The sequence below is a fragment of the Bacillus thuringiensis genome, assembly GCF_001595725.1.
GTDB classification, from domain to species: domain Bacteria; phylum Bacillota; class Bacilli; order Bacillales; family Bacillaceae_G; genus Bacillus_A; species Bacillus_A thuringiensis_K.
In genome coordinates this window covers 4192613-4215603 of sequence record NZ_CP014282.1, presented here as the reverse complement: position 1 = coordinate 4215603, position 22991 = coordinate 4192613, and the positions used below count along the sequence as shown (strand labels likewise).

Sequence of the window (22991 nt, the reverse complement as noted above, 5' to 3'; positions counted from 1 at the left end):
TTAAAGTTTCACCTTATTTCAAAAATGAAAGTTTACGAATAATAGGGAGGCGACTTAACTCTTCTTTTCGAATGAGTTTGAAAGTGAAGAGAAGTACGATATAAACAATTGTTGTTAAAGTGATTTCCCATAATGTTTGTATGCCAAGGGAATGAGAGAAAATAATATATTTATGAAGATAAAAACCGAAGGCGCCTGCGATACCGATGGCAAGTCCGCCGAAAATATAGTCTTTTGCGTAAATGGTAAATGTAATCTTTTTCAAAACAGTAGCGTAGTGAAGAAATGTTACTGTTACAATATTTGCAGCGATAGCAAGCGCAACCCCCATCATTTGAAATTCTGGCCTTGATGCTAGTACAAAAATAACGATTAATTTCACGATGGCACCAATAAATGTATTCATCATTGCAGCTCTTGCTAAGTTTAAAGCTTGCAAAACAGAGGTAAGTGGACTTTGGAAATAATGAAATAAAAAGCAAGGCGCAAGAAGTTGAATGAATGCTGTTGCGCTGTCTGATCCATACATAAGAGTTAAAACAGGAGAAGCGAATACGTATAATATAACGACAGACCATCCGCCGGTAATTAATGAAATTCGAAGTGCTTGTTGTAAACGGTGCTCTACTAATTTATGTTGTCTTTTTGCCATTGCCTCACTAATAGAAGGAACGAGCGCTGTAGAGAGAGCGTATGTAATAAAGGCGGGTAGTGATAGGAGTGGGAATGCATAACCGTTTAATATACCGTATTGCTGGGTTGCAACAGAGGCAGCGACACCAGCGATTGCTAAACTTTGCATAACGACAATAGGTTCAAAAAAATATGAAACGGAACCGATTAAACGACTTCCTGTAGTTGGAAGGGCAATATCCATCAGAGAATAAAATGTCCCTTTGCTTTCTTTTACAGTAGTGAAAAATTCAGAACGTATTGATAAATGTTTTTCTCGCTGAAATAACGTGAGTAAAAATAATAACGATGCAACTTCACCGAGAACAGCTGATAACATAGCGCCGGCTGCAGCGTATTCTATGCCGTAAGGTAAAAATAATTGGATGCATATAGCGATAATGGTAATGCGGACGACTTGTTCTAGAACTTGCGCATAAGCGCTAGGTTTCATGTTTTGTTTCCCTTGAAAGTAACCACGCAAAACAGAAGAAACAGCAATAACGGGAACAACGGGCAAAATGGCCATTAATGGATAGTACGTTCTTTCGTCGGTTAATAATGTTTTTGCTAAAATAGGTGTGAGGAACATAATTCCGATTGTTAAAATGATACTAATAACGGATGTAACAGCTAGTGATACGGTTAATATTTTTTTAACTCTTTGTTTATCGTTCACAGCTTCCGCTTCTGCTACAAATTTTGCGATGGCGACAGGAAGACCAATTTGTGTCAATGTAATTGCTAAAATGAATGTAGGAACGGCCATCATATAAAGACCAACGCCTTCTTCTCCTAAAATACGTGCCATTACTATGCGGTTGATAAAGCCGAGTATTTTTGTAATAAAGCCGGCTATCATTAAAATAAATGCGCCTTTTAAAAAGCTTTGTCTCGTCATGTTCTTCTCCTACCTTCTCAAAATCAATGGAATGATTTACAATAATTTATATGCACGTACGAGACAAGAATGACAAGCATTTAAGAGAGTGAAGTATGATAGTGCTCTTGAAAGTAGTTATTGCTGTCCATTAGAGCGGGATTAAAGCGACTTTTTCGTGCTGAAATAAGAAGGAGATGTTATAGATGTTAGATAGAGAGGCTTTGGTAGAATCATACCGCGGACAGTTACAAGTCGTTTTAGAAAGTAAAGTAGAAGAGTTTCAAATGTTCGGTTACGACCGAGTGACAGATGATGATATTTGGAAGTTTCTTAAAGTGAAAAAGTGGAAGAAGATAGACAGCGATGTTAGATTGTATGAATTAGTTAATGACGTATTAACAGTAACAGCTAATGAATATATGACATATTTAACTGTTGAAGCTTACCAAGCGCCACTTTGGTCATTTGATGAGTACGAAAATAAATAACCGACTGCAATTGGTTTGTTCTTCCTTTTGCAGTATAATGATATGTATTGATAAAGAGGAAATAATTATGTCTAAGATTATATATAAAGGAGGTAGTGAAGAGGAAAATAAATGATGGAAGTGTAGGTAGTGTAAAAGCTTACCTATACAGCTAGTGATGAACTAGCAAAAATTATAGAAAGGAAGTCTACTAACTAGGCGTATGCACACGTATAGCAGTGAATCGTAAGAGATTTATTGAAAGTGTTAGTAGCAGAAAGAGGGTACATATGGCAAAGCGTGGTACGAGAATTGCTGCCTTTTTCATCATCGTCTTATTAATCGGTGGAGTAATTGGTTCGGCAGGAAAAGACATAGCAAAAGGAATTAGTCTAGGACTAGACCTTCGCGGTGGTTTTGAAATTCTGTATGAAGTAAAACCAGCCAAAAAAGGTGATAAAATCGATCGAGACGTACTTGTAAGTACAGTAGGTGCTCTTGAAAATCGTGTCAATGTTCTCGGTGTAAGTGAGCCGAACATTCAAATCGAAGGGCAAGATCGAATTCGTGTACAGCTTGCTGGTGTACAAGATCAGCAAAAAGCGCGTGAAATGTTATCGACACAAGCGAAATTAACATTCCGTGATGTAGATGACAATCTCCTTATGGATGGAGCGGATTTAAAAGGCGGCGGAGCGAAGCAAACATTTGATGAGCAAGGCCGTGCAAGCGTAGGTCTTACACTAAAAAGCGCTGAAAAATTCCGTGAAGTAACTGAAAAAATTTCAAAAATGCCACCACCAACGAACTTAATGGTAATTTGGCTTGACTTTGAAGAAGGAAAAGATTCGTATAAAGCAGAATCTGCAAAACCGAATCCGAAGTTCTTATCAGCAGCAACAGTAAACCAAGTATTTAACCAAGCTGAAGTATCTATCGTAGGTGGAAACTTCACAGTTGAAAGTGCGAAACAACTTTCATCTTTATTAAATGCAGGTGCACTTCCTGTTGATTTAAAAGAAATGTATTCAACATCTGTTGGAGCGAAATTTGGTCAACAAGCGTTAGAGCAAACGATTTTCGCTAGTGCGATTGGTATCGCTCTTATTTTCTTATTTATGCTTGTATTCTACCGTTTACCAGGACTTGTAGCGGTTATTATGTTAGGTTTATACATTTTCGTTACATTACTTGTCTTTAACTGGATGCATGCAGTTCTTACGTTGCCAGGTATTGCAGCGTTAGTGCTCGGAGTAGGTATCGCAGTTGATGCGAATATTATTACGTACGAGAGACTGAAAGAAGAGCTGAAAATTGGTAAGTCCATGATGTCGGCATTCCGCGCTGGTAACCATCGTTCATTAGCAACAATTTTAGATGCAAACGTTACAACACTTGCAGCAGCTGGTGTGTTATTCGTGTATGGTAATAGCTCTGTAAAAGGATTCGCAACAAGTTTAATCGTAAGTATTTTAGTTGGTTTTATTACGAACGTATTCGGTACTCGTTTCTTATTAGGTTTACTTGTAAAGAGCCGTTACTTTGATAAAAAACCAGGATATTTTGGTGTGAAACAAAAGGATATTATTCCATTAACAAAAGGTGTAGTACATCCACCGACAAGATTTGATCGTATTAACTTCGTAAATATCGGTCATAAATTCCTTATTTTCTCGATTGTAGTTGTAATTGCAGGAGCAATTATTTTACCAATTTTCAAATTGAATCTTGGTATTGACTTTGCGAGTGGTACACGTATCGACTTGCAATCAAAACAAGCCGTTACTGTGTCTGATGTTCATAAAGATTTTAAAGAATTGAACATTGATGTGAAGGAAGAAAATATTGTACCGACTGGAGATGACAATAAAGGTTTCGCAGTTCGTACATTAGGTGTTTTATCAAAAGATGAAATTGCGAAAACAAAAACATTCTTCCACGATAAATATGGTACAGATCCAAACGTAAGTACAGTTTCACCGACAATCGGTAAAGAAATTGCACGAAATGCATTTATCGCTGTACTGATTGCTTCTGCGGTTATCATTTTATACGTAAGTATTCGTTTCCGATTTACGTATGCGTTATCTGCAGTACTTGCATTATTACATGACGCATTCGTTATGATTGTTATGTTTAGTATTTTCCAACTAGAGGTAGACTTGACGTTTATCGCTGCAGTATTAACAATCATCGGTTATTCTATTAATGACTCGATTGTTACATTTGATAGAAACCGTGAATTATACAAACAGAAAAAACGAGTGCGCGATATAAAAGACCTAGAAGAAATTGTAAATGCAAGTATTCGCCAAACGCTTGGTCGTTCGATTAACACCGTATTAACAGTGTTATTCCCAGTAATTGCACTGCTTATCTTCGGTAGTGAGTCACTACGTAACTTCTCGTTTGCGTTACTTGTTGGATTAATTGTAGGTACGTACTCTTCTGTTTTCGTTGCCTCTCAAATTTGGTTAATGCTTGAAAACCGTCGTTTGAAAAAGGGAAGAAACAAGAAGAAGGTTGAGAAAGTAGAATCTGAACCGCAAGTATAGAAAAGATGATGTCTCTTTATGAGGCATCTCTTTTTTCGTTTGTGGATACAATAAGATAGCAACTTTTTTACAGAAAGAAGATGGAAGAAAGTGGTGGTGTTATCACTGTATTTGTTAAAATAAAAAGATAGGTTAAGAAAAGAAGGGATTTTAATTATGGAAAAAGATGAACGTTTTAAACAGGCCGAGTTTGGTGCTATTGTCGGGATCGTTGGTAATATTATATTAGCGATTGTAAAGGCGGTAATTGGTTATATTGGGAACAGTAAAGCACTGTTAGCGGATGCTGTGCATTCTGCATCAGATGTAATTGGTTCGCTAGCTGTACTTTTTGGATTGCGAGCGGCAAAGCAGCCACCTGATGAAGATCATCCGTATGGTCATGGTAAAGCGGAATCGATTTCAGCGATTATTGTTGCGGTATTATTATTTATTGTGGGACTCGAGATAGCGATTTCGTCTATAAAAGCTTTTTCGCAAGAACTAGAACCGCCAAAAGGAATTACGATTTTTGCTGTTGTTCTTTCAATCGTCGTGAAAGAAGGAATGTTTCAATATAAATTCCGATTAGGGAAAAGAGTAAACAGTGATGCAATTATTGCAAATGCATATGAGCACCGTTCGGATGTATTTTCTTCAATTGCAGCTTTAATCGGTATTTGTGCAGCTATAATCGGTGGTAAGCTTGGTATAGACTGGCTTGTATATGCCGATCCGATTGCGGGATTAGTTGTTTCACTTCTTGTTGTAAAAATGGCATGGAGCATTGGAGCGGAAGCAATTCATGCAACGCTTGACCATGTTCTTCATGAGGAGGATGTTATTCCGCTTAGGGAAGCAGTTCTTCAAGTAGATGGTGTGAAAAAAATTGGTTCTTTATATGCACGGGAGCATGGTCATTATGTTATTGTCGATATTAAAGTGTCTGTAGACCCATACATTACCGTAGAAGAAGGACACCGTATTGGAAAACATGTGAAAGAAATACTTATGAAACAAGATAATGTACAAAATGTATTCGTACATATAAATCCGTATTCTCCAAATTAAACATCATTAACATTTTAGTATATAGATATTGCATCGTAGTTTGCATTATATTGTCACCCCTTAATCTGTCTTGTATAATGAACAGGTTAAGGGGTGATTTCGTGTTACAACCGAAGACGCGTTGGAAAGAAAAAGAATATAATGACGAGCGAGTGAGTGAATTAGCAAGTAAATTACAGTTATCGCCACTTGTCGTTTCATTATTCCTCGGTAGAGGACTAGATACAGAAGATAAGATTTTAGATTTTTTAAATACAGAAAATCAAGAATTTCATGATCCATTTTTATTAGAAGGAATGGATAGAACGGTAGAACGTGTAAATAAGGCGATTCAAAATGGAGAGCAAATATTAATATTTGGTGATTACGATGCGGACGGAGTAAGTAGTACGACGGTTTTATATCTTGCTCTTCAAGAATTAGGTGCAAAAGTAGAATTTTACATTCCAAATCGTTTTACAGAAGGGTATGGACCGAACGAAGAAGCGTTTCGTTGGGCGCATAGCGCAGGGTTCTCACTGATTATTACGGTCGACACGGGCATCGCAGCAGTACATGAAGCGAATGTAGCGAAGGAGCTTGGAATAGATCTAATTATTACAGATCACCATGAGCCACCGCCAGAATTGCCAGAAGCACTTGCGATTATACATCCGAAATTAGAAGGTGGCGTATATCCGTTTCACTATTTAGCTGGTGTAGGTGTTGCGTTTAAAGTTGCGCATGCATTATTAGGCCGTGTACCAGAACATTTATTAGAGATTGCAGTAATCGGTACAGTAGCCGATTTAGTATCACTTCATGGTGAAAATAGGTTGCTAGTGAAACGTGGTTTAAAACATATGCGTATGACGAGAAATATTGGTTTGAAGGCATTGTTTAAAGTTGCTAACGTTTCGCAAAGTGAAATTACAGAAGAGAGTATTGGCTTCTCAATTGCACCGCGTATTAATGCGGTCGGGCGTTTAGAAGATGCAGCGCCGGCTGTACACCTTTTATTATCAGATGATCCAGAGGAAGCGAAGGAGCTAGCTGAAGAAATTGATGAGCTGAACAAACTGCGAAAAGATATTGTAAAGCAAATTACAGAAGAGGCTATCGCTGAAGTTGAAAATAACTTCCCGCCAGAAGAAAACAAAGTATTAGTACTTGCAAAAGAAGGCTGGAACCCAGGGGTAATTGGAATTGTTGCTTCTAAATTAGTTGAACGTTTTTATCGTCCGACGATTGTATTAAGCATTGATCCTATAAAAGAAACAGCAAAAGGCTCAGCACGTAGTATTGCAGGATTTGATTTGTTTGCAAATTTATCAGATTGTAGAGAGTTATTACCACACTTCGGAGGGCATCCGATGGCAGCGGGAATGACGCTACATATGAATGATGTAGATGAATTACGTCGCCGCTTAAATGAACAAGCAGATGCAATTTTAACAGAAGAAGATTTTATTCCAATTACAGCAGTTGATGTTTTTTGTAAAGTAGAGGATGTAACGCTAGCGGCAATTGAAGATATGCAAAAACTAGCTCCATTTGGTGTTGGAAATCCGAAACCACGTATTGCAGTAAAAGATGCAGAGTTAGAAAGCATTCGCGCAATCGGATCAGATGGCTCTCATTTAAAAATGGCTCTTCGTGATGGACAAGCAACACTGGATACAATTGGATTTGGTTTTGGTGCATATGCGAAAGAAATCTCTCCAGTTGCAAAAGTATCTGTAATAGGAGAAGCGTCCATTAATGAATGGAATAATTTTAAGAAGCCACAACTAATGGTACAAGATATTGCTGTAGAGGCGTGGCAATTATTTGATTGGCGTAGTATGCGTAATGCAGAAGCAAATTTAGCAGAACTTCCGAAAGAAAAAATAACAATGGTGTATTTTTCTGAAGAGGTATTGAATAAATTTTCTTTAGAGAGCTATAAAGAAAAGCTCATGCATGCTTCAGAAGTAACGCATTTAGATGATCAATATATCGTGTTACTTGATTTACCAAAAGGAACAGATGAATTACGTGAGCTATTTAAGGTAGGATTCCCAGAGCGAATTTATACGCTATTTTATCAAGAGAATAACCATTTATTTAGTACAGTTCCGACGAGAGAACACTTTAAATGGTACTATTCTTTCTTAAGCCAAAAAACACCATTTTCTTTAAGACAATATGGAGAACAACTATGTCGTCATAAAGGTTGGTCAAAAGATACAGTAAATTTCATGACACAGGTGTTTTTTGAGTTAGAATTTGTTACAATAAAAGATGGCGTCATTTTTATGGCAGACAAAAAACAAAAGCGTGATTTAATTGAATCGAACACATATCGTGAGAAAATGAACCACTTACAATTAGAAAAAGAATTGGTTTATAGCACATATCAGCAACTATATACATGGTTTGAAACGATTCGTAATCATAAAGAAGTAGAACAGTTAGGGTAAAGGATTTGTATTTACAAACCTTTTAGATCTGAGGAGGATTCAGAAATATGGATTTCAAGCAACATATCGCAATTGTACCGGATTATCCGAAAGAAGGTATTGTGTTTAAAGACATTACACCTTTAATGAATGACGGTAAAGCATACAAAGCAGCAACAGATGCAATCGTTGAGTACGCAAAAGAAAGAGATATCGATGTTGTAGTAGGACCAGAAGCTCGTGGTTTCATTATCGGTTGCCCAGTTTCTTATGCGTTAGAAGTAGGATTTGCACCAGTTCGTAAATTAGGAAAATTACCACGTGAAGTAATTACAGTTGACTACGGTAAAGAATACGGTAAAGATGTTTTAACAATCCATAAAGATGCAATTAAGCCAGGTCAACGCGTATTAATTACAGATGATCTATTAGCTACAGGTGGAACAATCGAAGCGACAATTAAGTTAGTTGAAGAACTTGGCGGAGTTGTAGCAGGGATTGCATTCTTAGTAGAACTTACTTACTTAGATGGTCGTAAAATGTTAGATGGTTACGATGTATTAGTATTAGAAAAATACTAATCACTATATAGGTAAAACTACGGTGATAAAAAGTACCCGTGAATCTCTTGGAGAGGAGCGGGTACTTTTGTATAATTGAACAAAAAATCATGGTGAAATGTCAGTAAAATCTTTTCCTTTTCACAATTCACAATCATTGGGTTATAATGATAGAATATAATTTATTCTATTAAATAAAGATAAAGTCAATTTTCAATAAAAGGTGATTCGATGGCAAATGAGCAGGTACTAACAGCTGAACAGGTACTCGAGAAAGCAAGTCAATATTTAGCGGATGAAGATATTGAGCTAGTGGCACGTGCCTATGAATATGCACGTGATGCGCATAGCGAACAATATAGAAAATCGGGTGAACCGTATATTATTCATCCGATTCAAGTTGCAGGTATTTTAGTTGATTTACACATGGATCCAGCTACGGTATCAGCAGGTTTCTTACATGATGTAGTGGAAGATACAGAGATTACGTTAGAAGATATTGAACGGGAATTTAACAAAGAAATTGCTATGCTTGTTGATGGTGTTACAAAGCTTGGGAAGATTAAATATAAATCTCACGAACAACAACAAGCAGAAAACCATCGCAAAATGTTTATTGCAATGGCTCAAGATATTCGAGTTATTTTAATTAAACTAGCTGATCGTCTTCATAACATGCGTACATTGAAACATTTGCCTCAAGAGAAGCAGCGTCGCATAGCGAATGAAACGTTAGAAATCTTTGCACCTTTAGCACATAGACTCGGAATTAGTACTATTAAGTGGGAGCTAGAGGATACGTCACTTCGCTATTTAAATCCACAACAATATTATCGTATTGTAAATTTAATGAAGCGTAAACGTGCAGAACGTGAAGAATATTTAGAGGAAGTAATGACTGGTATTCGTGAGAAATTAGACGAAGTTGCGATACAACCTGAGATTTCTGGAAGACCGAAACATATTTACAGTATTTATCGTAAAATGGCACTGCAAAATAAGCAGTTCAATGAAATTTACGATTTATTAGCTGTACGTGTCGTTGTAAATAGTATTAAAGATTGTTATGCGGTGCTTGGAATTATTCATACGTGCTGGAAGCCGATGCCAGGTCGTTTTAAAGATTATATTGCAATGCCAAAAGCAAATCTATATCAATCTCTTCATACGACTGTAATTGGACCGAAAGGTGATCCACTTGAAGTGCAAATTCGAACGAAAGAAATGCACGAAATTGCAGAATTCGGGATCGCGGCACACTGGGCGTACAAAGAAGGAAAAACAGCAGAAACAACAGGTACATTAGAGAAGAAACTCACATGGTTCCGTCAAATATTAGAATGGCAAAATGAAGCTTCTAATGCAGAAGAATTTATGGAGTCATTAAAAATTGATTTATTCTCTGACATGGTGTTCGTCTTTACACCGAAAGGCGATGTAATGGAATTACCACTTGGATCGGTTCCGATTGATTTCGCGTATCGTGTCCATTCGGAAATTGGGAATAAAACAATTGGTGCAAAAGTAAACGGGAAAATGGTGACGCTGGATTATAAATTAAAAACAGGCGACATCATTGAAATTTTAACGTCGAAACATTCATATGGCCCAAGTCAAGATTGGGTAAAACTTGCTCAAACATCTCATGCGAAAAATAAAATTCGTCAATTCTTTAAGAAACAACGTAGAGACGAAAATATTGAAAAAGGCCGTGAACTTGTTGAAAAGGAAGTACGTGGTCTAGAGTATGAGATGAAAGAAGTATTAGCGCCTGATAACTTAAAACGCGTCGCTGAAAAATTTAACTTTGCAAATGAAGAAGATATGTTTGCAGCAGTTGGATATAGTGGAATTACAGCTTCGCAAATTGTTACGCGACTAACGGACAAGTTCCGCAAACAACGCGAAGAAGAAGAAATTGTTGAAGTTAAAGAAGTTCGTAAACCGATGAAAATTCGAAAATGGGATTCTGGTGTAAAGGTAAGCGGTGCTGATAATTTATTAATCCGTTTATCGAAATGCTGTAACCCAGTTCCAGGTGATGATATCGTTGGGTATATTACGAAAGGTCGAGGTGTATCGATTCACCGCCGTGATTGTGTAAACGTTCATACAGAAGAAGCTGTAGAACGATTATTAGAAGTAGAGTGGGAAGGTAGCCCTGAAAAAGAAATTGAGTATAACGTTGATATTGAAATTTCAGGTTACGATCGCCGTGGTTTATTAAATGAAGTACTGCAAGCTGTTACAGAGACGAAAACGTACATTTCAGCTGTTTCTGGTAGAAGTGACCGTAATAAGATGGCAACAATTAATATGTCAATCTCGATTCGTAACTTACAACACTTGAAAAAAGTAGTAGAACGCATTAAACGCGTTCCAGAAATTTATGCAGTACGACGCATGATGCATTAATAGGGAGTGTAGAAAGATGAGAGTTGTTTTACAACGATCAAAGAAAGCGTCTGTCACAGTAGACGGTGAGATCGTAGGACAAATTCCGTTCGGTTTAACATTACTAGTTGGCATTACGCATGAAGATACAGAAAAAGATGCAACTTACATTGCAGAAAAAATTGCGAACTTACGTATTTTTGAAGATGAGAGCGGAAAGATGAATCATTCTGTACTTGATGTAGAAGGACAAGTTCTATCTATTTCGCAATTCACATTATACGGAGATTGCCGCAAGGGAAGACGTCCAAACTTTATGGATGCTGCGAAACCTGACTATGCAGAGCGTTTATACGATTTCTTTAATGAAGAAGTTCGTAAACAAGGATTACATGTGGAAACAGGAAAGTTCGGAGCAATGATGGATGTTTCTTTGATCAATGATGGTCCGGTGACCTTAATTGTAGAAAGTAAATAGTGTTGATAAAAAAGAGAGGGTTATATAATCCTCTCTTTTTTATACATTGTTGTATGTTTTGTTCATTTATCATAGGATTAATTTAAAGGGGAATAAAAGGAAAAGAAGGTGTAGTATGCTTCAAGAATTTAATATAGCTTTACGTTTTATGCTAGAGTTATGTATTCTTGGGATTGTTGGATACTGGGGGTTTCGAGTAGGAACAACAATGGCTATAAAAATTACACTTGCTATTATAATTCCAATTGTTTTTGCTGTCATTTGGGGGCTATTTGGAGCTCCACATGCAGAATGGGAAGTACAAGGTATATTACATGTATTACTAGAAATTATCGTATTTGGAGTAGGTATTGTAGCGTTATATCATTTGAAGCATCATATGCTAGCAAGTGGACTGGCTATTGTTATTGTTGTAAATCGAATACTAATGTTTATTTGGAATCAATAGCAGTTTCGGTTATGTATAACTCTCTCATCAATATGGAACAATAAAAAGTAAAACATCCATATTGAATGTGAGGGATATACGTATGCGTATGAATGAAAAAGGGCATTCTGTTACAAATGGTGCAAATCAGCTATTTAACGTGAATTTTCATGATTTTATTTCAAAAGAGCAAAACAATACTTCAATGGAGCTTGCTTCCGAGTTTGGGATTTCTCTTCAAGATGTAAAGCGTTTAAAGAAGCAGATTGAACGCTCTTAGAGCACTTGACAATCCTACTGAACAAACGTATAGTAATTTTATATTTACATATGAATATAACCGTTGATAGAGAAGAGTAAATGAGACACACATGGAAAGAGAAGAAATGTCTTAGGCTGAAAACATTTCTACATGATGACTGATTGAATGACACTCTAGAGGTTTCAACTTGAACGGCATATACGCTTAGTAGGGATGAACGCACATTTAAGCGTTATTAAAAAAGTGGAAGCATACGTGCTTCAATTAGGGTGGCACCACGGGTATAATACTCTCGTCCCTACTGTTCAAACAGTAGAGGCGGGAGTTTTTTTATTTTTATTAAGATTAAAACAATTTGAGGAGGAACTGAATATGTCTATTCAAATCCCACGGGGAACGCAAGATATTCTTCCAGGCACTGTTGAGTTATGGCAGTATATCGAAGGGCAAGCACGCGAAATTTGCCGTCGTTACAATTATAAAGAAATTCGTACACCGATTTTTGAACACACTGAGTTATTTTTACGTGGTGTTGGTGATACGACAGATATCGTACAAAAAGAAATGTACTCATTCCAAGATCGTGGAGAGCGCAGCTTAACATTACGTCCAGAAGGCACTGCACCTGTTGTACGTTCTTACGTTGAAAATAAAATGTTCGGTGACGCAACACAACCAACGAAATTATATTATATCGGTCAAATGTTCCGTTATGAAAGACCACAAGCGGGTCGCTATCGTCAATTCGTACAATTCGGTATCGAAGCAATCGGCAGTAATGACCCTGCAATTGATGCAGAAGTAATTGCGCTTGCTGTTGAATTTTACCGCGGCATGGGCTTAAAAAATATTAAAGTTGTATTAAACAGTTTAGGTGACACAGCAAGCCGTCAAGCACACCGTGATGCATTAATCGCACACTTTGAGCCACGTATCGGTGAGTTCTGTTCTGACTGTCAATCTCGTTTAGAAAAGAACCCTCTTCGTATTTTAGATTGTAAGAAGGACCGTAACCATGAATTAATGGGAACAGCACCATCTATTACAGAATACTTAAACGAAGATTCAGCAGTATACTACGACAAAGTTCAAGAACTATTAACGATGATGGATGTTCCATTTGAAAAAGATCCGAACTTAGTACGTGGTTTAGACTACTACCAACACACTGTATTTGAAATTATGAGTGAGGCAGAAGGTTTCGGTGCTATCACTACATTAAGTGGTGGTGGACGTTACAACGGACTTGTACAAGAAATCGGTGGACCAGAAATGCCAGGTATCGGTTTTGCGATGAGTATTGAACGTTTAATTATGGCGCTAAAAGCTGAAAATATTGAATTACCAATTGAACATAGCATTGATTGTTACGTTGTAGCGCTTGGTGAAAAAGCAAAAGATCATGCTGCAAAAGTTGCGTTTGATCTTCGAAAAGCTGGATTATCAGTTGAGAAAGATTATTTAGACCGCAAAATGAAAGCACAATTTAAATCAGCAGATCGTCTAAAAGCGAAATTTGTAGCTGTATTAGGGGAAGATGAGCTAGATAAAGGCATCATTAACTTAAAAGATATGGCAACGGGCGAACAAGAAGAAGTAGCATTAGATGTATTTGCTTCATACGTAGCAGAGAAATTAATATAGGGGGAACTTACAGTGGCTGAAAGAACACATTCATGTGGAAAAGTAACAGTAGAAGCAGTTGGACAGACGGTTCAATTAAAAGGTTGGGTACAAAAACGCCGTGACTTAGGTGGATTAATCTTTATCGATTTACGTGACCGTACAGGTATCGTACAAGTTGTATTTAACCCAGAAACATCAAAAGAAGCGTTAGAAGTAGCAGAAACAATTCGTAGCGAATACGTATTACACGTAGAAGGTACAGTTGTTGAACGTGGTGAAGGCGCAATTAATGACAATATGGCGACTGGTCGTATTGAAGTACAAGCAATAAAAGTAAATGTACTAAATGCAGCGAAAACAACGCCAATTATCATTGCTGATGATACAGATGCATCAGAAGATGTGCGTTTAAAATATCGTTATTTAGACTTACGTCGTCCTGTAATGTTCAATACATTCAAAATGCGTCACGACGTAACAAAAACAATTCGTAACTTCCTAGATACAGAAGAGTTCTTAGAAGTAGAAACACCAATTTTAACGAAAAGCACGCCAGAAGGAGCTCGTGACTATTTAGTACCAAGTCGTGTACATGATGGTGAATTCTATGCGTTACCACAGTCTCCACAGCTATTTAAACAGCTTCTTATGGTCGGCGGATTTGAGCGCTACTATCAAGTAGCACGCTGTTTCCGTGACGAAGATTTACGTGCAGACCGTCAACCTGAATTCACGCAAATCGATATCGAAGCTTCATTCTTAACACAAGATGAAATTTTAGATATGATGGAGCGTATGATGACGAAAGTTATGAAGGATGCAAAGGGTGTAGAAGTTAGTGCACCATTCCCTCGTATGAAATATGCTGATGCAATGGCTCGCTACGGTTCTGATAAGCCAGATACACGCTTTGAAATGGAACTAACAGACTTATCTGAGTTTGCAGCAGGTTGTGGCTTTAAAGTGTTTACAAGTGCTGTAGAAAGCGGCGGACAAGTAAAAGCAATTAATGCAAAAGGCGCTGCGAGCAAATACTCTCGCAAAGACATCGATGCATTAACTGAATTCGTGAAAGTATACGGTGCGAAAGGTCTAGCTTGGCTTAAAGTGGAAGAAGACGGCCTAAAAGGACCGATTGCGAAATTCTTCAGTGAAGAAGATGCAAATGTGTTAATGAGCACATTAGAAGCCACTGCTGGCGACTTATTACTATTCGTAGCAGATAAGAAGAGCGTTGTTGCAGATAGCTTAGGCGCACTTCGTTTACGTCTAGGTAAAGAGCTTGAGCTAATTGACGAAAGTAAATTTAACTTCCTATGGGTAACGGATTGGCCACTTCTTGAGTACGATGAAGATGCAGATCGTTACTTCGCAGCTCACCACCCATTCACAATGCCATTCCGTGAAGACGTTGAGTTACTAGAAACAGCACCAGAAAAAGCACGTGCACAAGCATATGACCTTGTATTAAACGGTTATGAGCTTGGTGGTGGATCACTTCGTATTTACGAGCGTGACGTACAAGAAAAAATGTTCAAAGCACTTGGATTCTCACAAGAAGAAGCGCAAGAGCAATTCGGATTCTTATTAGAAGCATTCGAATACGGTACACCACCACACGGCGGAATCGCATTAGGTTTAGATCGTCTTGTTATGTTACTTGCAGGCCGTACGAACCTTCGTGATACAATTGCATTCCCGAAAACAGCAAGCGCAAGCTGCTTATTAACAGAAGCTCCAAGCCCAGTTGCAGAAGCGCAGCTTGAAGAGTTAAACTTAAAATTAAAATTAAGCTTAAAAGAAGAGAAGTAAGAATAGGGTCTAGATGGTTATACTAATACCATCTAGACTTTTTTTTGGAAGGAAGTTTAAAAAGTCCGGTTCAGATAACTGTCGCATCTCATCGTTATGTATGCTAGTCCGGTGCTCGAGTAGTAACTCTACACTACGCTTCTCCTATCATACGTGCCTCGATCTGTTCGGTTCTCTGAATCAAACGTGTATTTAGGAAGAAAGAAAATTCTGGTCTATGTTTTCATTCTCGAAATATGTATTTTTAGGAATTCTATAACTTTTTCTATACAAATAGTCGGAAAAACGCTAGAATACATGGTAGACCATTTTTGTAATAGGAGTGTAGAGCTGAATGTTACATCAATTTTCACGTAATGAATTAGCCTTCGGTAAAGAAGGACTTGAAATATTAAAAAATAGTACAGTCGGTATTTTAGGAATTGGCGGCGTAGGTTCTTTTGCAGCTGAAGCGTTAGCACGTTCTGGCGTAGGACGTCTCGTATTAGTTGATAAAGACGTTGTAGATATTACAAACGTAAACCGTCAAATTCACGCTTTAGTATCTACTGTAGGACGTTCAAAAGTAGAATTAATGAAAGAGCGTATCGCAGACATTAACCCAGAGTGTGAAGTAATTGGACTAGAAATGTTTTATACAGATGAAACATATGAAGAGTTCTTTAAGCACGGTTTGGACTTCGTAGTGGATGCATCTGATACGATTACGTTCAAAATTCATTTAATTAAACAGTGCTTACGTCGCAAAATTAAAATTATCTCAAGTATGGGTGCTGCAAATAAAATGGACCCAACTCGTTTCCGTATTGCAGATATCTCTAAAACACATACAGATCCAATTGCGAAAGTCATTCGTACGAAGCTTCGTAAAGAGGGTATTAAAAAAGGTGTAAAAGTTGTCTTTTCTGACGAAAACCCAATCGTAATTCGTGAAGAGGTACGTAAAGAAATTGTACCAGACGAAAATGCAAAAATTCGTAAAGCGAAATTACCGCCTTCATCAAATGCATTCGTACCATCAGTGGCAGGCCTAATTATGGCAAGTCACGTTGTACGTGAACGTATTAAAAACGTAGAAGTGAAGCGTGTAGGGCAAGAATAAAGTGAAAGCATATATCCATTTCGGATATATGCTTTTTTATATGTATTAAAGAAATATGGATATTTGCATCACTACTAGTTCAAATGTAAGTAAGGTTAGTAAGTAATAATCATATTTATCTGATTTATAGGCGGACGTCTTGTGTAGACTTTTAATGGTGAAAAGAGCTAAAGTCAGGATGAGAAGGCCAAGAGTTATTTTGAAGATTATGAATGAAATAGCAACCATCTCCCTTTAAAGATATATGTTTACAATAACATTTTAGTAAAAATTATCCAATAAACATTAGGAGTTTCCTTGTATGACAGGGAGGAGTGTTATTGTCAATCTTTGTCGAATCGTTGATATATTGCAAGTTGTGATAGAAATATTTGAAAAATCGTTAATATAATTTCATTTACCGACATGCACATATATATGTACGCTTCACCAAAAACAAACAGGGATGTCACTCAGTTAAAAAAGTGACATCCCTGTTTTTAATTCTCTGCAGAATAAATAATATCTAAATTCCCGTTTTGATCAGTTTTGAAAATCGGGGCAATTTGCTCTTCTTGCTCTTCGACTGAAACAAGTTTTCGAGCACGATCCATAATTCGAACAAGCATCGCGTAATCTTCTTCGATTGCTTGTTGTTTTTTTGTGAGTACCGCTAATTTCGTTTCAAGTTCATGATTCGTTTTTTGCAGAGAAGTGAGCTGAGCTTGTAATACATCATTTTCAGTTTGCAACTTTGCAAGTGAAGGATTGTTATGTTCTAAATTTTGTAAAAATGAGATGACATTTTGCATTGTAAGATCTTGTTTACTTGGCGTAATATCTTCTGAAAAATCGGCGTCAATTACGAGTTGCTTCGTTTTTGTGAACCGATCTTTTTCTATATTAGCTTCAGAACGTTTTAATTCTTTACGTTGTTTTTTTGCAAGCTGCACCGCATCTTCGTAATTCGGTCTTACTTCAGCGTTCCATCTAAAGCCGCAAGCTGCTGAAGTCCGGTTCAACGCATCGCCAACTTCATCGAATGCTTTTATTTGTGTACTTCCGCTGCGAATATGTCGTAAAACAGTTTCTGCTAAAAGGAGATCATCTTCTTTTGTCCATGCATCTTGACGTGTTTTCATAAGCGAAGCCTCCATAATGGTGACGTTTTCGTTTATGTTACCCTTTATTTTTCGTTTTATTCGAAGTTTGTAATCTTTCATAAACAGTAGAAAGAGCTTGCTCAAATTTCCCTGTCGTTTTCGGTTTATAATATTGCTTGCTTTTTATTTTATCAGGTAAGTATTGTTGCCTTACCCAGCCGTTTGGATGGTCGTGTGGATATAAATATCCAATGCCTCTTCCAAGTGATTCTGCGCCTTTGTAATGACTATCTTTTAAATGGCTTGGAATGTCACCTGTTTGACCGTTGCGTAAATCGTGTAATGCAGCATCCAGTGCTTTATAAGCTGAATTTGATTTTGGTGATAAGCATAGCTCGATAACGGCATTTGCAAGTGGGATGCGTGCTTCTGGGAATCCAACTCGTTCAGCTGATTCAATTGCAGCTAGTGTACGTGGTCCAGCTTGTGGGCTAGCAAGTCCAATATCTTCATAAGCCATAATAAGAAGGCGTCTGCCAATACTTTGTAAATCACCTGCTTCAATAAGGCGTGCTAAATAATGGAGCGCTGCATTTACATCACTTCCGCGCACTGATTTTTGAAATGCTGATAATACGTCATAATGAGCATCGCCGCCTTTGTCGTGAACGAAGCTCTTCTTTTGTAAGCATTCTTCCGCAATCTCGAGTGTGATTTCAGCCGCTTGATCGTCTGTAGTAAAGCTAGATAATACAGCAAGCTCAAGTGCGTTATAAGCGGAACGCATATCACCACCAGAGGCGTTTGCAAAGTGATGTAGTGCTTCATCTGTTACCGTTACAGCATATTCTCCAAGGCCTTTTTCTTTATCTTCTAAAGCTCTTTTTAACCCAATTAAAATATCATCTTCTGTTAGTGCGTGTAATTCGAAAATTTGACACCTGCTTCGAATAGCGGAGTTTATTGCATGGAATGGATTACTTGTCGTTGCACCAATTAAAGTAAGAAGTCCGCTTTCTAAGTGAGGTAATAGAAAGTCTTGCTTTGCTTTATCTAGACGGTGAACTTCATCTAAAATTAAAACGAGGTGTCGATGCATCTTCGCTTCTTGTACGACAACTTCCATATCTTTTTTATTGTGAGTAACAGCATTCAATAGACGAAACGGGGTACCGGTACTTCCAGCAATTGCACTGGCAATGGATGTTTTTCCTGTACCTGGAGGACCGTATAAAATCATAGATTGAAAATGATTGGCTTGGACCATTCGCCATAAAATCTTTCCTTCACCAACTAAATGTTGTTGCCCAATAATTTCTTGAATATTTGTAGGGCGCATTCGATGTGCGAGTGGTTGTTTCATTTGGACCGTCTCCCTTAATATATAATCTCGTTCTATCGTATCATTTTTTTCTACGAAATTTGAAATAGGATGCTGTTTTATGGGAAAAATGAAGGATAATATTTTCATTTTTCTTTCAATTTTAATAATTTCCGAGTTTTTCAATGTGATTTTATGTTATCATTTTGATACACAAGTTGAAATTTCTTATAATACTATATTATGCTATAATTTCATAGGATTTTAAATTGTGTTCTTTTTATAAATAAGATATAACCAATAGAAGTGAAAATTTGAAACGAGGTGCAAAATAGATGAAGATTTCAACAAAAGGCCGCTATGGCTTAACAATTATGATTGATCTTGCAAAAAAGTTTGGTGAAGGTCCGATTTCATTAAAATCAATTGCGCAGGCGCATGACTTATCCGAGCATTACTTAGAGCAATTAATTTCACCGCTTCGTAACGCTCGTCTTGTAAAGAGTACGCGCGGGGCATATGGCGGATATGTATTATCTGATCAACCGGCTAACATTACAGCTGGTGATGTAATACGTGTATTAGAGGGACCGATTAGTGTTGTAGAAATGATAGAAGAAGAAGAGCCAGCACAGCGCCAGTTATGGATGCGTGTTCGTGATGCGGTGCAAGAAGTGTTAGATAGTACAACGTTAGAAGATTTAGTACGTTATGAGGAAGAAAATCACGGGGGCTATATGTTTTACATTTAATTCCTTGTGAAACGATTTGGAAAGAAGGAGATTTAATGGAACGCATTTACTTAGATCATGCTGCGACATCTCCGACTCACCCAGAAGTGGTCGAAAAGATGATTCCATATATGACAGAAATATTCGGGAACCCGTCTAGTATTCACTTTTATGGACGTCAAACTCGTCACACAGTAGATGAGGCGAGACGAGTGTGTGCACGCAGCATTCATGCGAATCCGAATGAAATTATATTTACGAGCGGTGGTACAGAAGCTGATAATTTAGCGCTTATAGGTGTAGCACGTGCGAATCGTCATAAAGGTAACCACATAATAACGACGCAAATTGAACATCATGCGATTTTGCATACGTGCGAATTGTTAGAGCGTGAAGGGTTTGAAGTGACATATTTACCTGTCGATGAAACAGGGCGCATTCAAGTTTCTGACATACAAAAGGCATTAACAGAAAAGACGATTCTTGTATCTGTTATGTTTGGGAATAATGAAGTAGGGACGATGCAACCGATTGTGGAAATAGGAAAGCTGTTAAAAGAGCATCAAGCGTATTTCCATACAGATGCGGTACAAGCTTACGGTTTAGTAGAAATTAATGTGAAAGAGTTTGGTATTGATTTATTATCAATTTCAGCTCATAAAATTAATGGGCCAAAAGGTATAGGTTTCTTATACGCTGGTGCAAATGTGAAATTTGAACCGTTATTAATAGGCGGAGAGCAAGAAAGAAAACGCCGTGCTGGTACGGAAAATGTTCCTAGTATTGCTGGGCTTCAGCATGCAATTCTTATAGCTGAAAAAACTCGTGAGCAAAAAAATGCCCAATATGAAGAGTTTAAAGATATAATGGTATCTGTCTTCAAAAATGAAGGCATTACTTTCGAGGTAAACGGAAACTTAGAACATCGCTTACCGCATGTACTTAATATAAGTTTTACAGGAATGAACATTGAACCGTTTCTTGTGAACTTAGACCTAGCTGGCATTTCAGTATCAAGTGGTTCTGCTTGTACAGCTGGTTCGATTGATCCATCACATGTATTAGTAGCGATGTTTGGGAAAGACTCCGATCAAATACGTTCATCCGTACGCTTTAGTTTTGGACTTGGAAATACGAAAGAGCAAATTGAAAAAGCGGCGTACGAAACAGTGAAAATCGTGAAGCGATTAACACAAAATTAGCATGGGAGGTGACATGATGAACAAACTACCTCACGAAACACGCGTTGTCATCGGAATGTCCGGTGGCGTCGATTCATCTGTAGCAGCACTTTTATTAAAAGAGCAAGGTTATGATGTAATCGGAATTTTTATGAAAAACTGGGATGATACAGATGAGAATGGTGTCTGCACAGCAACAGAAGATTACAATGATGTAATTGAAGTGTGTAACCAAATTGGTATTCCGTATTATGCAGTAAACTTTGAAAAACAATACTGGGATAAAGTATTTACGTACTTCTTAGATGAGTACCGAGCTGGTCGTACACCAAACCCAGATGTAATGTGTAATAAAGAAATTAAATTTAAAGCATTTTTAGAGCATGCAATTGCGCTTGGTGCGGATTATGTGGCAACAGGCCATTATGCACGCGTTGCTTATATGGACGGCGAATATAAAATGCTTCGCGGTGTTGATGATAATAAAGATCAAACATATTTCTTAAATCAATTAAGCCAAGAGCAATTATCAAAAACAATGTTCCCGTTAGGTGAATTAAAGAAACCGCAAATTCGTGAAATGGCGAAAGAAGCTGGTTTAGCGACAGCGGCGAAAAAAGATAGTACAGGTATTTGCTTCATTGGTGAGCGTAACTTTAAAGATTTCTTAAGTAACTACTTACCGGCACAACCAGGTGTAATGCAAACATTATCTGGTGAAGTGAAAGGGAAGCATGACGGTTTAATGTATTATACAATTGGACAACGTCATGGCCTTGGAATTGGTGGTAATGGTGATCCATGGTTTGCTGTTGGGAAAAACCTAAAAGAAAACATTTTATATGTTGATCAAGGATTCCATAACGAACTTCTATATGGTGATGAAGTTATTGCCACCAATGTAGGATGGGTAAGTAACAAAGAAAAAGAAACAGAATTTAAGTGCACGGCGAAATTCCGTTATCGTCAAGAAGACAATAAAGTAACGGTTCAAATCGTTGATGAAAATACAGTTCGTATTCTTTGTGATGAGCCAATTCGTGCAATTACACCAGGACAAGCAGTCGTTTTCTATGATGGAGATGAGTGCTTAGGCGGTGCTACAATTGATGAAGTATACCGTAGTGGTAAGAAATTGGATTATTTAGGATAAACGAGAAGCCTCTGCCGATTAGCGGTTAGAGGTTTCTTTTACATAAAGCGAATTTTCGTTCGCTTGGAAAATACATTCTTTGTTATAATTTGTTGTAGAGGTGAAGGACATGTCAAACAAACTTGAAACAGGTATTCAATATATGCAAGAAGGAAATTGGGAAGAAGCAGCTAAAAATTTTACAGAAGCAATCGAAGAAAATCCGAAAGATGCGCTGGGATACATTAATTTTGCAAATTTATTAGACGTATTAGGTGATAGTGAGCGAGCGATTTTATTTTATAAACGTGCACTAGAGTTAGATGATAAATCTGCAGCTGCCTATTATGGTTTAGGAAACGTATATTACGGCCAAGAGCAATTTAATGAGGCGAAAGCTGTATTTGAACAAGCAATGCAAGCTGGGTTACAATCAGCTGATGTAACATTTATGGTAGGTATCACACATGTGCAGCTTGGAAATGATCGTCTTGCACTACCATTCTTACAAAGAGCAACAGAATTAGATGAAAACGATGTAGAAGCTGTATTCCAGTGTGGACTTTGCTTCGCGCGACTAGAACACATTCAAGAGGCGAAACCTTATTTTGAAAAGGTATTAGAAATGGATGAAGAGCATGCAGATGCGTATTACAATTTAGGTGTTGCGTACGTATTTGAGGAAGATAATGAGAAGGCTCTCGCTTTATTTAAGAAAGCAACTGAAATTCAGCCAGATCACTTTTTAGCGGGGAATGGCATTCGTTTATTAGAGCAAGAAGCTGAATAAGATAAAAATATAGTTTAATGGGTAGTTATCCCTCATCTAAAAAGGT

19 protein-coding genes and 1 other annotated feature are annotated in these 22991 nt (G+C 37.5%); of the genes, 16 read left to right on the top strand and 3 right to left on the bottom strand.

What is annotated here, in order from left to right; all coding sequences use genetic code 11:
• Positions 1–13: 13 nt before the first annotated feature.
• Positions 14–1573 (bottom strand): stage V sporulation protein B, encoded by a 1560-nt coding sequence (gene spoVB / locus AXW78_RS21060; RefSeq protein ID WP_000198295.1) that lies wholly within the window; start codon positions 1571–1573, stop codon positions 14–16.
• A gap of 185 nt (positions 1574–1758) precedes the next feature.
• Between spoVB and AXW78_RS21055 the strand changes: the two genes are divergently transcribed.
• The 12 genes from AXW78_RS21055 (at position 1759) to AXW78_RS21000 (ending at position 16708) form a co-directional block, all read left to right on the top strand.
• Positions 1759–2043, top strand: coding sequence for a post-transcriptional regulator (locus tag AXW78_RS21055; RefSeq protein WP_000886980.1), 285 nt, complete (start codon positions 1759–1761; stop codon positions 2041–2043).
• Positions 2044–2312: 269 nt separating this feature from the next.
• Positions 2313–4577, top strand: a complete 2265-nt coding sequence (gene secDF, locus AXW78_RS21050) for a protein translocase subunit SecDF (protein ID WP_001119051.1) — start codon at positions 2313–2315, stop codon at positions 4575–4577.
• A gap of 156 nt (positions 4578–4733) precedes the next feature.
• On the top strand, positions 4734–5627 hold the full coding sequence (locus AXW78_RS21045) for a cation diffusion facilitator family transporter (RefSeq protein WP_000409743.1): 894 nt from the start codon (positions 4734–4736) through the stop codon (positions 5625–5627).
• 101 nt (positions 5628–5728) lie between these two features.
• Positions 5729–8068 (top strand): single-stranded-DNA-specific exonuclease RecJ, encoded by a 2340-nt coding sequence (recJ, locus tag AXW78_RS21040; RefSeq protein WP_061884595.1) that lies wholly within the window; start codon positions 5729–5731, stop codon positions 8066–8068.
• Positions 8069–8115: 47 nt separating this feature from the next.
• Positions 8116–8628: an adenine phosphoribosyltransferase gene (locus AXW78_RS21035; protein WP_000346215.1), complete on the top strand. Its 513-nt coding sequence runs from the start codon at positions 8116–8118 to the stop codon at positions 8626–8628.
• 210 nt (positions 8629–8838) lie between these two features.
• A complete protein-coding gene (gene relA, locus AXW78_RS21030; protein ID WP_001262803.1) occupies positions 8839–11022 on the top strand; it encodes a GTP diphosphokinase in 2184 nt (727 codons plus the stop codon).
• 16 nt (positions 11023–11038) lie between these two features.
• On the top strand, positions 11039–11479 hold the full coding sequence (locus AXW78_RS21025; protein WP_001266965.1) for a D-tyrosyl-tRNA(Tyr) deacylase: 441 nt from the start codon (positions 11039–11041) through the stop codon (positions 11477–11479).
• 115 nt (positions 11480–11594) lie between these two features.
• Positions 11595–11927 (top strand): YrdB family protein, encoded by a 333-nt coding sequence (locus tag AXW78_RS21020; protein WP_000938749.1) that lies wholly within the window; start codon positions 11595–11597, stop codon positions 11925–11927.
• A gap of 82 nt (positions 11928–12009) precedes the next feature.
• Positions 12010–12186, top strand: coding sequence for a hypothetical protein (locus AXW78_RS34480; protein WP_001242605.1), 177 nt, complete (start codon positions 12010–12012; stop codon positions 12184–12186).
• A gap of 54 nt (positions 12187–12240) precedes the next feature.
• Positions 12241–12471, top strand: a binding site (T-box leader).
• Positions 12472–12540: 69 nt separating this feature from the next.
• Positions 12541–13812 carry a histidine--tRNA ligase gene (hisS, locus tag AXW78_RS21010; RefSeq protein ID WP_033673109.1) on the top strand — a complete coding sequence of 424 codons (1272 nt, stop codon included), beginning with the start codon at positions 12541–12543 and terminating at the stop codon, positions 13810–13812.
• Between the two features lie 12 nt (positions 13813–13824).
• The gene (gene aspS, locus AXW78_RS21005; RefSeq protein WP_000840925.1) at positions 13825–15606 is read left to right on the top strand and encodes an aspartate--tRNA ligase; all 1782 of its coding nucleotides are present in this window, start codon (positions 13825–13827) and stop codon (positions 15604–15606) included.
• A gap of 334 nt (positions 15607–15940) precedes the next feature.
• Complete coding sequence (locus AXW78_RS21000; protein WP_000903177.1) at positions 15941–16708, top strand: tRNA threonylcarbamoyladenosine dehydratase; 768 nt, start codon at positions 15941–15943, stop codon at positions 16706–16708.
• Between the two features lie 479 nt (positions 16709–17187).
• Here AXW78_RS21000 and AXW78_RS20995 read toward each other — a convergent pair whose 3' ends face one another.
• Together AXW78_RS20995 and AXW78_RS20990 are read right to left on the bottom strand one after the other, a co-directional pair.
• Positions 17188–17829, bottom strand: coding sequence for an RsfA family transcriptional regulator (locus tag AXW78_RS20995; RefSeq protein WP_000857709.1), 642 nt, complete (start codon positions 17827–17829; stop codon positions 17188–17190).
• A 37-nt stretch (positions 17830–17866) separates the two neighbouring features.
• Positions 17867–19153: a replication-associated recombination protein A gene (locus AXW78_RS20990; protein ID WP_000812921.1), complete on the bottom strand. Its 1287-nt coding sequence runs from the start codon at positions 19151–19153 to the stop codon at positions 17867–17869.
• 293 nt (positions 19154–19446) lie between these two features.
• Here AXW78_RS20990 and cymR point away from each other — a divergent pair, with 293 nt between their 5' ends.
• The 4 genes from cymR (at position 19447) to AXW78_RS20970 (ending at position 22945) form a co-directional block, all read left to right on the top strand.
• Entirely contained in the window at positions 19447–19863 is a 417-nt protein-coding gene (gene cymR, locus AXW78_RS20985) for a cysteine metabolism transcriptional regulator CymR (RefSeq protein WP_000704116.1), read from the top strand.
• A 35-nt stretch (positions 19864–19898) separates the two neighbouring features.
• Positions 19899–21044: a cysteine desulfurase family protein gene (locus tag AXW78_RS20980; RefSeq protein ID WP_000439895.1), complete on the top strand. Its 1146-nt coding sequence runs from the start codon at positions 19899–19901 to the stop codon at positions 21042–21044.
• A 16-nt stretch (positions 21045–21060) separates the two neighbouring features.
• Positions 21061–22176, top strand: a complete 1116-nt coding sequence (mnmA, locus tag AXW78_RS20975) for a tRNA 2-thiouridine(34) synthase MnmA (RefSeq protein WP_001038010.1) — start codon at positions 21061–21063, stop codon at positions 22174–22176.
• A 109-nt stretch (positions 22177–22285) separates the two neighbouring features.
• Entirely contained in the window at positions 22286–22945 is a 660-nt protein-coding gene (locus AXW78_RS20970; protein WP_000066404.1) for a tetratricopeptide repeat protein, read from the top strand.
• Positions 22946–22991: the final 46 nt, after the last annotated feature.

Excerpts from the sequence above, each read along its gene's own strand:
- spoVB (WP_000198295.1), bottom strand. The coding sequence starts at position 1,573 with ATGACGAGACAAAGCTTTTTAAAAGGCGCATTTATTTTAATGATAGCC.
- AXW78_RS21055 (WP_000886980.1), top strand. The coding sequence starts at position 1,759 with ATGTTAGATAGAGAGGCTTTGGTAGAATCATACCGCGGACAGTTACAA.
- secDF (WP_001119051.1), top strand. The coding sequence starts at position 2,313 with ATGGCAAAGCGTGGTACGAGAATTGCTGCCTTTTTCATCATCGTCTTA.
- AXW78_RS21045 (WP_000409743.1), top strand. The coding sequence starts at position 4,734 with ATGGAAAAAGATGAACGTTTTAAACAGGCCGAGTTTGGTGCTATTGTC.
- AXW78_RS21035 (WP_000346215.1), top strand. The coding sequence starts at position 8,116 with ATGGATTTCAAGCAACATATCGCAATTGTACCGGATTATCCGAAAGAA.
- relA (WP_001262803.1), top strand. The coding sequence starts at position 8,839 with ATGGCAAATGAGCAGGTACTAACAGCTGAACAGGTACTCGAGAAAGCA.
- AXW78_RS21025 (WP_001266965.1), top strand. The coding sequence starts at position 11,039 with ATGAGAGTTGTTTTACAACGATCAAAGAAAGCGTCTGTCACAGTAGAC.
- AXW78_RS21020 (WP_000938749.1), top strand. The coding sequence starts at position 11,595 with ATGCTTCAAGAATTTAATATAGCTTTACGTTTTATGCTAGAGTTATGT.
- AXW78_RS34480 (WP_001242605.1), top strand. The coding sequence starts at position 12,010 with ATGCGTATGAATGAAAAAGGGCATTCTGTTACAAATGGTGCAAATCAG.
- hisS (WP_033673109.1), top strand. The coding sequence starts at position 12,541 with ATGTCTATTCAAATCCCACGGGGAACGCAAGATATTCTTCCAGGCACT.
- AXW78_RS21000 (WP_000903177.1), top strand. The coding sequence starts at position 15,941 with ATGTTACATCAATTTTCACGTAATGAATTAGCCTTCGGTAAAGAAGGA.
- AXW78_RS20995 (WP_000857709.1), bottom strand. The coding sequence starts at position 17,829 with ATGAAAACACGTCAAGATGCATGGACAAAAGAAGATGATCTCCTTTTA.
- AXW78_RS20990 (WP_000812921.1), bottom strand. The coding sequence starts at position 19,153 with ATGAAACAACCACTCGCACATCGAATGCGCCCTACAAATATTCAAGAA.
- cymR (WP_000704116.1), top strand. The coding sequence starts at position 19,447 with ATGAAGATTTCAACAAAAGGCCGCTATGGCTTAACAATTATGATTGAT.
- AXW78_RS20980 (WP_000439895.1), top strand. The coding sequence starts at position 19,899 with ATGGAACGCATTTACTTAGATCATGCTGCGACATCTCCGACTCACCCA.
- mnmA (WP_001038010.1), top strand. The coding sequence starts at position 21,061 with ATGAACAAACTACCTCACGAAACACGCGTTGTCATCGGAATGTCCGGT.
- AXW78_RS20970 (WP_000066404.1), top strand. The coding sequence starts at position 22,286 with ATGTCAAACAAACTTGAAACAGGTATTCAATATATGCAAGAAGGAAAT.